The organism is Micromonospora sp. NBC_01796 (assembly GCF_035917455.1).
In the GTDB taxonomy this organism is placed as follows: domain Bacteria; phylum Actinomycetota; class Actinomycetes; order Mycobacteriales; family Micromonosporaceae; genus Micromonospora_G.
Genome location: NZ_CP109078.1, coordinates 7,874,921 through 7,886,633 on the forward strand (window position 1 = coordinate 7,874,921; position 11,713 = coordinate 7,886,633).

Below are 11,713 nucleotides of genomic sequence, written 5' to 3' on the forward strand. Positions count from 1 at the left end.
CCTCGATGTCAAGAAGGGCCGGGCAGACATCGACGGATCTCTTGACATGCCGGAAAACTCGGCGTAACACTTCGAGCAACGGAGAGCGCTCTCCAATGAAAGCACCGATCCCACCCCCGCCGCGACCCCGTTGTCGTCGAGAGGCAGGAGTCCACCGTGTACCCGGTCCCCCCAGCCCCACCAGCCGGGCCGACAGCCGTGCCCCGACGCTGGCAGGTCCTGCTCCCGGCCGCCCTGCTCGCGCTGGTCGCGGCCTACCTGTTCGTGGCACCACCACCGGCCAGCGCTGCCGACGTCCTGCTCTCCCAGGGCCGTCCCGTCGTGTCGTCGTCCGACCAGGCCGCGGACACCCCGGCCACGGCGGCGGTCGACGGGAACCTCGCCACCCGCTGGTCGAGCCAGTGGTCCGACCCGCAGTGGATCCGGGTCGACCTCGGCGCCACCGCCACCATCAACCAGGTCGTCCTGCGGTGGGAGGGCGCGTACGGCAGCGCCTTCCAGCTCCAGACCTCACCGGACACCGTCACCTGGACCACTGTCTACTCCACCACCACCGGCACCGGCGGAACCCAGACCATCCCGGTCACCGGCACCGGCCGCCACCTGCGGCTGTACGGCACCGCCCGGTCCAGCGGCTACGGGTACTCGCTCTACGAACTCCAGGTGTACGGGACCACCGGCACCACCCCCACCCCGAACCCGACCGGCGGCTGCGGCACCGACAACGCCGCCCTCGGCCGTCCCGCCACCGCCTCGTCCGCCCAGGCCGCCGACACCCCGGCCGGTGCCGCCGTCGACGGCAACCCGGGCACCCGCTGGTCCTCGGCCTGGTCGGATCCGCAGTGGCTCCAGGTCGACCTCGGCACCGTACGGAGCATCTGCCAGGCGGTCCTGCAGTGGGAAGGCGCGTACGCCAGCGCGTACCAGATCCAGACCTCGACCGACGCGACCACCTGGACCACCGCGTACGCCACCACCACCGGCACCGGCGGCACCCAGACCATCCCGCTCGCCGCCAGCGGCCGATACCTGCGGATGTACGGCACCACCCGGGCCACCGGCTACGGGTACTCCCTCTACGAACTCCTGATCCGCACCGGCGGGACCAGCACCCCGCCTCCCACCACTGCGCCCCCGACACCGACCCCCACGGACCCGGTCCCCGGCAACTGGACCACGCTCTGGACCGACGACTTCACCGGGCCGGCGAACTCCAGCCCGTCGGCGGCGAACTGGCTGCTCCGGACCGGGACGCAGTACCCCGGTGGCGCCCCGAACTGGGGCACCGGCTCGGTCGAGACCGCGAGCGCGTCGACCGCGAACGTGCACCTCGACGGCGCCGGCCGGCTCAACCTGCGGGCGATCCGGGACGGTGCCGGCAACTGGACCTCGGGCCGGATCGAAACCCAACGGGCCGACTTCACCCCCCGCCCCGGTGAGCTGCTGAAGTTCAGCGCCGTGCTCAAGCAACCGGACGGGACGAACGCGCTCGGGTACTGGCCCGGCTTCCGGGCCACGGGTGCTGCGTACCGGGGCAACTACAACAACTGGCCGGGGGTCGGCGAGACGGACATCATGACCGACGTCAACGGACGCAGCCAGCTCTCCCAGACCCTGCACTGCGGCACCGCGCCGGAGGGGGTGTGCAACGAGTACAACGGCCGGACCAGCGGCCTGGCGAGCTGCACCGGATGCCAGACCGGCTACCACGAGTACGCGCAGGTCATCGACCGGACGAAGACCGACGAGGAGATCCGGTTCTACCTCGACGGCCGGCAGACCTGGGTGGTCCGGGAGAGCCAGGTCGGTGTCACCGCCTGGCAGGCCGCCGTGCAGCACGCCTTCTACCTCCGGTTCGACCTGGCCGTCGGCGGGTCGCTGCCCAACGCGGTCGCCGGGCAGACCACCCCGACCCCGGAGACCGTCTCCGGCGGCACGCTGAGCGTCGACTCGGTGACGGTCGCCCGCGCCACCGGGACCGTCCCGGCCGCGATGACCGACCCGGCCACCCCGGCCGGACCGAGCGTGGTCCGGGTGACCGGCACCCAGGGCAACTGGCAGCTACAGGTCAACGGCGCGCCGTACGAGGTGAAGGGGCTCACCTACGGTCCGCCGCAGGGGGCGGCCGACGGTTACATGCGCGACCTGAAGAACACCGGGGTCAACACGATCCGCACCTGGGGGGTGGACGACACCCAGACCCCGACGCTGCTCAACCGGGCCGCGCAGCAGGGCATCAAGGTGGTCGTCGGGCACTGGCTCAACCAGGGCGCGGACTACGTCAACGACACCGCGTACAAGACCGCGGCCAGGAACGAGATCGTGGCCCGGGTCAACGCGCTCAAGGGCTACCAGGGCGTCCTGATGTGGGACGTGGGCAACGAGGTCATCCTGACCATGCAGGACCACGGGTTGCCGGCCGCCGAGGTCGAGGCGCGCCGGATCGCGTACGCCCGGTTCGTCAACGAGATCGCGGTGGCGATCCACGCCGCCGACCCGAACCACCCGGTCACCTCCACCGACGCGTGGACCGGGGCGTGGCCGTACTACAGGACGTACTCGCCGGCGCTGGATCTGCTGGCGGTCAACGCGTACGGCGCGATCGGCACGGTCAAGACGGACTGGATTGCCGGCGGTTACACCAAGCCGTACCTGGTGACCGAGGCCGGGCCGGCCGGCGAGTGGGAGGTCGACCCGGACGCCAACGGGGTCGCCAAGGAGCCGTCGGACCTGGAGAAGCGGGCCGGCTACACGGCGAGCTGGAACGCGATCAAGGCGCATCCGGGAGTGGCGCTGGGCGCGACCGAGTTCCACTACGGACTGGAGAACGACTTCGGCGGGGTCTGGCTCAACGTCACCACCGGCGGTTGGCGCCGACTCGGCTACCACGCGCTGCGGCAGGCGTACACCGGTCAGGCGTCGGCGAACACCCCACCGGAGATCACCGCGATGACGGTCGGTTCGCCGACCTCGGTGCCGGCCGGCGGGCAGTTCACCGTCGAGGTGGCCGCGACCGATCCGCAGCAGGACCTGATCCGCTACAACCTCATGGTCAACAGCAAGCACATCAACGCCAACCGAGGGTTCGACCACGTCAGCTTCACCGAGACCGGCAACGGGCGGTTCACCGTACGGGCGCCGGAGCAACTCGGGGTCTGGCTGGTCTACGTGTACGCGTTCGACGGTCACGGCAACGTCGGCATCGAGCAGCGCTCGTTCCGGGTGGTCCCGCCGACCGTACCCGGCACCAACGTGGCGCTCGGCAAACCGGCCACCGCGTCGTCGTACCAACCGACCGGGCCGAGCGGGCCGCAACTGCCGTCGTACGCGGTGGACGGCAACTTCGGCACCCGCTGGGCGAGTGAGTGGGTCGGGGCGGCCTCGATCCAGGTCGACCTCGGTACGGTCACCACCTTCAACCACGTACAACTGGCCTGGGAGGCGGCGTACGCGAAGGCGTACCAGATCCAGACCTCGACCGACGGGGCCACCTGGACCACGGTCTACTCGACCACCAGTGGCAACGGTGGATTCGACAGTCTCGCCATCTCCGGCACCGGCAGATACGTACGGATGAACGGCACGGAACGGGCCACCGCCTACGGCTATTCGTTGTGGGAGTTCGGCGTCTACCGCTGACGTTTCCTCGGGGCATGGAAGGGATGGCGGGTGCCGGTGGGGCGCCCGCCATCCCCGCGTCGACCCGGATCGATGGGAAAGCGCTCTCCGTTCGCTGTGCTATAAATGCCGGCATGAGCATCGGTGCCGCGCTCGATGAGCGGTGAGATCCGGGCCGGTGCCCGGCTGCCCACCCTGGAGGACGTTGCCCGGGTCGCCGGTGTCTCCCGAGCCACCGTCTCGCGGGTCGTCAACGGGATCCGCAACGTCGACCCGCAACTGCACGAGGTGGTCTGGCACGCCGTCGAGGTGACCGGGTACGTGCCGAACCGGGCGGCCAGATCCCTGGTCACCCGTCGCACCGGCACCGTCGCCCTAGTCGTCTCCGACAACGAGGACCACGACGACGACCCGTTCATGAGCCGGTTCTTCGCCGACCCGTTCTTCGGCCGGGTCGTCGGCGGCCTGCTGAGCGTGCTGCGACCGCTCGGCATCCAGCTGGCGCTGCAGCTCGTCGGCACCCAGCAGGCCAGGGTCCGGCTCGTCGGCGACCTGCGACAGGGCCAGGCCGACGGGGCGGTGGTCCTGTCGCTGCACCCCGAGGACACCCTGCCCGCGCTGATGACCGAGGCCGGGCTGGCCGCCGTACTGGTCGGCCGGCCGGCGACCCCGCTGCCGGTGAGCTACGTCGACGTCGCCAACGACGCGGGCGCCGCCCTCGCCGCCGATCATCTGGTCGGCCGGGGCTGCCGACAGGTCGGCATGATCAGCGGCCCGGTCGACGTGCCGGCCAGCCAGGACCGGATCGCCGGCTTCCGCCGGGCGATGGCCCGGCACGGCCACCCGTACGTGCCGGCGGTCGCCGGGAACTTCACCCACGACAGCGGTGAGCAGGCGATGTACCAGCTCCGCCGGGAGCACCCGGGGCTGGACGGGGTGTTCGTCGCCAACGACCTGATGGCCCAGGGGGCGCTGATGGCGCTGCGTGAGGCCGGGTGCCGGGTGCCGGACGACGTCGCCGTCATCGGCTTCGACGACAGCTCCGCCGCCCTGGCCGCCCGACCGCCGTTGACCACCATCCGGCACCCGCTGGAGGACATGGCCGCGGAGAGCGCACGGCTGTTGCTGGCCCGGATCGACGACCCCGAGCAGCGCGTCACCTCGGTCATCTTCGACCCGGTCCTGGTCCACCGCCAGTCGGCATAACCCTCCCCCCTCCCACCCTCTCTCCCACCCTCTCTCCTCGTCGATCTAGGGCAAATGGTGGTGATCAGAGATCAATCAGCGACCATTTGCCCTAGATCGACGAGGAGGGGTGTGCGGCCAGCCAGGGTAGGGCGTCCTCGATCCTGGTGACCTGGTCGCTGGGCGGGGCGGAGGGACGGTCGACCATCACCACCGGGAGACCGAGCCGGCGGGCGGCGTCCAACTTCGCCGCGGTCATGGTGCCGCCGCTGTCCTTGGTGACCAGCACGTCGATGCCGTACCGGCGCAGCAGGGCCAGCTCGCCGTCCACGGTGAACGGGCCACGGTCCAGCACCACCGTGAGGCGGCGCGGCAACGGCGGCTCGGGATGGTCGACCGAGCGGACCAGGAACCAGTGCCGGTCCAGGTCGGCGAAGGCGGCCAGGCTCTGCCGGCCGGTGGTGAGGAAGACCCGCTCCCCCATCCCGGCGACGGTTTCGGCGGCGGCGGCCAGCGACGGGACCCGCCGCCAGGCGTCACCTGGCTGCGCGGTCCACCCCGGTCGGCGTACGACCAGCAGCGGCACCCCGGTCTCGGCGCAGGCACTCACGGCGGAGGCGCTCATCGTGGCGGCGAACGGGTGGGTCACGTCCAGCACCGCGTCGACCCGTTCCCGGCGCAGCCAGTCGACCAGCCCGGCCGGGCCACCGAAGCCACCGATCCGGACCTCGCCCTCGGGCAGCGCGGGGTCGGCCACCCGACCGGCGAGCGAGGTCACCACCCGCCACCGGGGCCGGTCCCGCACCAGCAGGGCGGCCAGGCGACGCGCCTCCCCGGTGCCGCCGAGCAACAGGACGGTCAGGTCCGCCACGGCCACCACCGCCTCTCCGATACGCGCGGTCGTACCCCCGGGTCGGTGACCGTCCGGGCGGCAGGCATGCTGAGCTGGTGACCAGCGGCAGGACCCCGACCCAGCTGCGGTACGGCTGGACGACCGGTGCCTGTGCCACCGCGGCGACCACCGCCGCGTACACGGCCTTGCTCACCGGCTCCTTCCCGGACCCGGTGGAGATCACCCTGCCGAAGGGACAGCGACCGGCGTTCGCCCTGGCCCGCGAGGAACTCGGCGACGGGCGGGCGTTCGCGGGGGTGGTGAAGGACGCCGGTGACGACCCCGACGTGACCCACGGGGCCCTGGTCTGCGCCACCGTACGCCCGGCCCCGGCCGGCGCCGGCGTGGTGTTCCAGGCCGGCCCCGGAGTCGGCACGGTGACCAAACCCGGCCTGCCGCTGCCGGTCGGCGAGCCGGCGATCAACCCGGTCCCCCGGGACATGATGCGCCGGGCGGTGACGGAGGTCGCCGACCGGCACGGCGGCACCGGGGACGTGCTGGTGGAGATCTCCGTCGAGGGCGGCGAGGAACTCGCCCGGCACACCTGGAACCCCCGGCTGGGCATCCTCGGCGGGCTGTCCATCCTCGGCACGACCGGCATCGTGGTGCCGTACTCCTGCTCGGCCTGGATCGACAGCATCCGGCGCGGCGTCGACGTGGCCCGCGCCGCCGGGCACCGGCACGTGGCCGCCTGCACCGGCAGCACCTCCGAGCGGGTCGCCACCGAGCTGTACGGGCTGCCCGACGACGCGCTGCTGGACATGGGCGACTTCGCCGGGGCGGTGCTGAAGTACCTGCGCCGGCACCCGATTCCCCGGCTCACCGTGGCCGGCGGCATCGGCAAGCTCACCAAGCTGGCCAACGGTCACCTCGACCTGCACTCCGGCCGGTCGCAGGTGGACTTCCGGGCCCTGGCCGAACTGGTCGCCGGGGCCGGCGGCGGTCCCGACCTGGTCGAGGGCGTACGCGGGGCGAACACCGCGCTGGACGCGCTGCGCCAGTGCCAGGCGGCCGGGCTGCCGCTCGGTGACCTGGTCGCCCTCGGTGCCCGCAACACCGCCGCGGAGGTTCTGCGCGGCGCCCCGGTCGAGGTCGACGTGGTGGTCATCGACCGTGCCGGCACCATCGTCGGCCGCACCCCCTGACCCGACCCGGTCGCCGGTTCTCCCGACCCGGCCCACCGACGGATCAGACACGGCAGCGGGTGGTCGAGTAGAGGTGGCTGTCGGGGAACGTGGCGGCGGTGAGGACGTCACCGACGATCACCACGGCGGTGCGGACGATGCCGGCGTCGCGTACCTGCTCGGCGATGTCGGCCAGGGTGCCGCGCAGGACCAGTTCGTCGGGGCGGCTGGCGCGGGCGACCACGGCGACCGGGCAGTCCGACCCGTAGTTGGGGACGAGTTCGTCGACCAGTTCCGTGATCCGTTGCACGGCCAGGTGCAGGACGAGGGTGGCCCGGCTGCGGCCCAGGGTGGCCAGGTCCTCCCCCGGCGGCATCGGGGTGGCGCGGGCCGCGGTGCGGGTGAGGATCACCGTCTGACCCACCCCCGGCACGGTCAGCTCCCGGCCGAGCGCCGCCGCGGCGGCGGCGAACGCGGGCACTCCCGGCACCACCTCGTACGGCACGCCGAGGGTGTCCAGCCGGCGCATCTGCTCCGCCATCGCGCTGAACACCGACGGGTCACCCGAGTGGAGGCGGGCCACGTCCAGGCCGGCGGTGTGCGCGGCGAGCAGTTCGGCCACGATCTGGTCCAGGTCCAGGTTGGCCGTGTCCACCAACCTGGCCCCGGGCGGGCAGTGGTCGAGCAGTTCGGCCGGCACCAGGCTGCCGGCGTAGAGGCAGACCGGCGCCGCCGCCAGTCGATCCCGGCCCCGGACCGTGATCAGATCCGCGGCGCCCGGACCGGCGCCAATGAAGAAGACCGTCATCGTTTTGCCACCGTCCACTGGGTCACCGGCAGCATCGGCCGCCAACCGGTGAAGTTGCCGACCGGCGCCGCCCGCTGGACCGCCAGCCGGATCAGGTCACCGCCGAGCCGGTCGTACGCGTCGGTCACCACCCGCTCCGACTCCAGGGTGACCGCGTTCACCACCAGCCGGCCGCCCGGCCGCAGCGCCTGCCAGCACCGGTCGAGCAGGCCCGGCACGGTCACCCCGCCACCGACGAAGATCGCGTCCGGTGGCTCCAGCCCGGCCAGCGCCTCGGGCGCGGCACCGCGTACGACATGCAGCTCCGGGACGCCGAGCGCGGCGGCGTTGACGGCGATCCGGTCCGCCCGTGCCGGCTCCCGCTCGATCGCCACCGCCCGGCAGGACGGGTGCGTACGCAGCCACTCGATCGCGATGCTGCCGGCGCCCCCGCCGACGTCCCAGAGCAGTTGGCCGGGGATCGGCGCCAGCCGGGCCAGGGTCACCGCGCGGATCTCCCGCTTGGTCAACTGCCCGTCGTGCTCGTACGCGTCATCCGGCAGGCCGGGGACCAGCGGGCGTACCGCCGTGTCCGGGTCGGCGTGGCAGTGCACCGCGACGATGTTCAGCGCACCGGTCGGCTCGTCCCATCCGGACGCGGTGCCGACCCGGATCCGCTCGTCCGGCCCACCGAGCGACTCCAGTACGGTCAGCGCGCTGCCGCCGTAGCCACGGTCGGTCAGCAGAGCGGCCACCGCCGCCGGAGTGGCACCGTCGGCGCTGAGTACGAGCAGCCGCCGGTTCGGGTGCACGGACCGGTGCAGCCGGTCCACCGCCCGCCCGACCACGCTCACCACCTCCACCTCGTCGGCGGGCCAGCCGAGCCGGGCACAGGCGAGCGAGACCGACGACGGGTGTGGCAGGACCCGTACCCGCTCGGGTCCGAGCAGCCGGGTCAGCGTCGTACCGACGCCGTAGAACATCGGATCACCACTGGCCAGTACGCAGACCGCCCGTTCCCCGTGTGCGTCGAGCAGGCCGGGCAGGGCGGGCAGCATCGGCGACGGCCAGGCGATCCGTTCCTGGTCGAGCGGCGCGGCGGCGGAGGCGCCGACCGAACCGGAGAGGTCCACGGGGAGCAGGGCGAGTTGCCGGGTACTGCCGAGCAGCACCTGGGCCGAGCGGATCGCGGCTCGGGCCGCCCCGGTCAGCCCCGCCCAGCCGTCCGCGCCGATCCCGACGACCGTCACCACCTCGGCGCGCTGGTCAGACATTGCCGAGCACGCGGGTGACCCGGATCTCGATGACCACCCGCTCCGGGTTCGGACGCGGCTGCCGGTAACGCTCGGCGTAGCGGCGCTCGGCGTCGGCCACCGACGCGGGGTCGTCCCGGATCACCGCGTGGCCTTCGAGGGTCGACCAGCGGCGGCCGTCGACCTGGCAGACCGCGACCGGGCCACCGGCAGCCGCCAGGTGGACCACCTTGCGGGAGGTACGCGAGGAGATCACCCTGGCCAGGCCGGTCTCGATGTCGTACGTGACCCCGACCGGCACCACGTGCGGGGTGCCGTTGGGCCGGATGGTGGTGAGCGTGCACAGGTGGCGTTCCCGCCAGAACTCCCCGAGCGCGCCGCCGCCCGGTTCGACCCGGTGATCGACCTTCCCGCCGGTCCGCTCCGTCATCTCGTCTCCTCGCTGTGCCGATCCCCGCCGTGCCGATCCACGTCATGCCGATCTTCGCCGCCCCGGTCCACGGCGGCACGGTGGTGACGGTACGTGTCCGGGTCGCCGGCCGGGGCGGCGACCGCCACCGTGGCCGTACCGTCGGTGTGCTTGGTGACCAGCAGGATCGGCTGCGCACCGGTGTCCCGTACGGCACGCAGGGCGGCGGCTTCCGCCACGCTCGGCGTACCGACGGTGACCTGTGCCAGGGCGGACGGGTGCGGCACCCGCTCGCCGGCCAACGCCTCCGCCGGGTAGCCCAGCAGGGGCCAGCCCCGGCGGGCGGCGACCTCGACCAGGGCCGGCGACGCGGCCCGCCGATCCACGGTCGCCAGGGCGGTCACCCGGGCCGGGTCCAACCCGTTGCCGGCGAGCGTCGCACCGATCAGCGTGTCGAGGTCGTCGGCGTGCACCGCCGACCGGGCCCCGACACCGACGATCAGCGACACGCGGCGACCAGGTTCCGGGCCAGCGACGGCTGACCCGCCCAGTGCAGATGCAGGTACGAGGCGTGCACTCCCCCGGCGACGAAGCCCTCCGGTGCCGCGTCCCGCCACGCCCAGGCGGGCGCCCGACCGGCTCGGGGGGTGATCGTGGTCCGGTGGAACTCGTGCCCGGTGACCCGGGTGCCGGTCGGCGCCAGCACACTGTCGGTCAGCGCGACCGCGTCCCGGTAACCCAACGTGAGCCGGCTGGTCATCACCGCCTCGGCGTCCAGGACCCCGCACATCGGTGCCCCGTCCAGGCTGCGGCAGAGCCAGAGCAGGCCGGCGCACTCGGCGGCGATCGGGGCGCCGGATGCGGCCAGCCGGGCGACCTCGGCGCGCAGCGGGGAGTTGGCGGTGAGCTGTTCGGCGTACACCTCGGGGAAGCCGCCGCCGACGACCAGGGCCGCCGTGCCGGGGGGCAGCGTCTCGTCGTGCAGCGGGTCGACCACGGCTACCTCGGCACCGGCCGCGCGCAGCAGTTCGGTGGTCTCCGCGTACCCGAAGCTGAAAGCCGGACCACCGGCGACCGCGACCACCGGGCGCGGCCCGGTCACGGCGACCGTCGGCGGCTCCCACGGTTGGACGGCCAGCGGCGGCGCGCTGCGGGCCACCCCGAGTACGGCGTCCAGGTCGACGCTCTCCGTGATCAGGCTGGCCAGCGCGGCCACCGATTCGAGTGCCTCGGCCCGCCGCTCCACCGCCGGCACCAGCCCGAGGTGGCGGGACGGGGCGGCGATCACCGCGTGTCGACGCAGCACCCCCAGCACGGGCGTGCCGACCTCGGCGCAGGCGTCCCGGAGCAACTCCTCGTGCCGGTCCGAACCGACCCGGTTGAGCAGGACCCCGGCGATCCGGATCGCCCCGGTCGCGGCCGAGCCGAAGGAGCGGAAACCGTGCACCAGGGCGGCCACCGAACGGGCCTGCGCGGAGGCGTCGACGACCAGCAGCACCGGCGCGTCGAGCAGGGCGGCGACGTGTGCGGTGGAGCCGAAGTCTCCGGCGCCGACCCGCCCGTCGTACAGGCCCATCACGCCCTCGACCACGGCGAGGTCGGCACCGGCCGCACCGTGCGCGAACAGCGGCCCGACCAGGTCCTCCCCGACCATGACCGGGTCCAGGTTGCGCCCGGGTCGGCCGGCGGCGAGGGTGTGGTAGCCGGGGTCGATGTAGTCCGGACCGACCTTGAACCCGGCCACCCGCACACCCCGTGCGGCGTACGCGGCCAGCAGCCCGGTCGCGACGGTGGTCTTGCCGTGCCCGGAGGCGGGTGCCGCGATGACCAGTCGGGGAACCGTCACCACTCGATGCCCTGCTGGCCCTTGCGGCCGGCGTCCATCGGGTGCTTCACCTTGGTCATCTCGGTGACCAGGTCGGCGAGGTCGACCAGATCCGGGTGTGCGTCCCGGCCGGTGATCACCACGTGCTGGTTGCCCGGCCGATCACGCAGCGTGGCGACGACGTCGTCAATGTCGATCCAGCCCCACTTGATCGGGTACGTGAACTCGTCCAGCACGTAGAAGCGGTACGCCTCGGCGGCCAGGTCGCGTTTGATCTGGGCCCAGCCCTCGGCCGCCTCGACCGCGTGGTCACGCTCGGTGCCGGGGCGCTGGATCCAGGACCAGCCCTCGCCCATCTTGTGCCAGACCACGGTGCCGCCCTTGCCGCTCTCCCCGAGCGCCCGCAGCGCGGTCTCCTCGCCGACCTTCCACTTGGGGCTCTTCACGAACTGGAAGACGGCGATCGGCCAACCCGCGCTCCAGGCCCGCAACGCCATCCCGAACGCGGCGGTCGACTTGCCCTTGCCCTGACCGGTGTGCACCGCCGTGACCGGCTGGCGGCGCCGCTCCCGGGTGGTGAGACCGTCGTCGGGGACCTGCTCCGGCTTGCCCTGGGGCAT

10 protein-coding genes are annotated in these 11,713 nt (G+C 73.0%); 3 read left to right on the plus strand and 7 right to left on the minus strand.

The window, feature by feature from the left end; genetic code table 11:
- The first annotated feature begins 156 nt into the window (after positions 1 to 156).
- A complete protein-coding gene (locus OIE47_RS34975) occupies positions 157 to 3,639 on the plus strand; it encodes a discoidin domain-containing protein (protein WP_326558820.1) in 3,483 nt (1,160 codons plus the stop codon).
- A 135-nt stretch (positions 3,640 to 3,774) separates the two neighbouring features.
- Positions 3,775 to 4,824 (plus strand): LacI family DNA-binding transcriptional regulator, encoded by a 1,050-nt coding sequence (locus tag OIE47_RS34980; protein WP_326558821.1) that lies wholly within the window; start codon positions 3,775 to 3,777, stop codon positions 4,822 to 4,824.
- Positions 4,825 to 4,915: 91 nt separating this feature from the next.
- Here OIE47_RS34980 and OIE47_RS34985 read toward each other — a convergent pair whose 3' ends face one another.
- The gene (locus tag OIE47_RS34985) at positions 4,916 to 5,683 is read right to left on the minus strand and encodes a cobalt-precorrin-6A reductase (protein ID WP_326558822.1); all 768 of its coding nucleotides are present in this window, start codon (positions 5,681 to 5,683) and stop codon (positions 4,916 to 4,918) included.
- Positions 5,684 to 5,751: 68 nt separating this feature from the next.
- Here OIE47_RS34985 and OIE47_RS34990 point away from each other — a divergent pair, with 68 nt between their 5' ends.
- Positions 5,752 to 6,840 carry a cobalt-precorrin-5B (C(1))-methyltransferase gene (locus tag OIE47_RS34990; protein WP_326558823.1) on the plus strand — a complete coding sequence of 363 codons (1,089 nt, stop codon included), beginning with the start codon at positions 5,752 to 5,754 and terminating at the stop codon, positions 6,838 to 6,840.
- 43 nt (positions 6,841 to 6,883) lie between these two features.
- Here the strand turns inward: OIE47_RS34990 and cobM are convergent, their stop codons facing one another.
- Genes cobM through cobO form a run of 6 tightly spaced genes read right to left on the minus strand, consistent with a single transcriptional unit; the run spans position 6,884 to position 11,713 of the window.
- On the minus strand, positions 6,884 to 7,627 hold the full coding sequence (cobM, locus tag OIE47_RS34995) for a precorrin-4 C(11)-methyltransferase (protein ID WP_326558824.1): 744 nt from the start codon (positions 7,625 to 7,627) through the stop codon (positions 6,884 to 6,886).
- Positions 7,624 to 8,880: a precorrin-6y C5,15-methyltransferase (decarboxylating) subunit CbiE gene (gene cbiE, locus OIE47_RS35000; RefSeq protein WP_326558825.1), complete on the minus strand. Its 1,257-nt coding sequence runs from the start codon at positions 8,878 to 8,880 to the stop codon at positions 7,624 to 7,626. Before cbiE ends, cobM begins: the two co-directional genes overlap by 4 nt.
- Entirely contained in the window at positions 8,873 to 9,289 is a 417-nt protein-coding gene (locus OIE47_RS35005) for a pyridoxamine 5'-phosphate oxidase family protein (RefSeq protein WP_326558826.1), read from the minus strand. The genes cbiE and OIE47_RS35005 overlap by 8 nt, the downstream gene beginning before the upstream one ends.
- On the minus strand, positions 9,286 to 9,777 hold the full coding sequence (locus OIE47_RS35010) for a cobalamin biosynthesis protein (RefSeq protein ID WP_326558827.1): 492 nt from the start codon (positions 9,775 to 9,777) through the stop codon (positions 9,286 to 9,288). Before OIE47_RS35010 ends, OIE47_RS35005 begins: the two co-directional genes overlap by 4 nt.
- Positions 9,768 to 11,117, minus strand: coding sequence for a cobyrinate a,c-diamide synthase (locus OIE47_RS35015; protein WP_326558828.1), 1,350 nt, complete (start codon positions 11,115 to 11,117; stop codon positions 9,768 to 9,770). The genes OIE47_RS35010 and OIE47_RS35015 overlap by 10 nt, the downstream gene beginning before the upstream one ends.
- Entirely contained in the window at positions 11,111 to 11,713 is a 603-nt protein-coding gene (cobO, locus tag OIE47_RS35020) for a cob(I)yrinic acid a,c-diamide adenosyltransferase (protein ID WP_326558829.1), read from the minus strand. The genes OIE47_RS35015 and cobO overlap by 7 nt, the downstream gene beginning before the upstream one ends.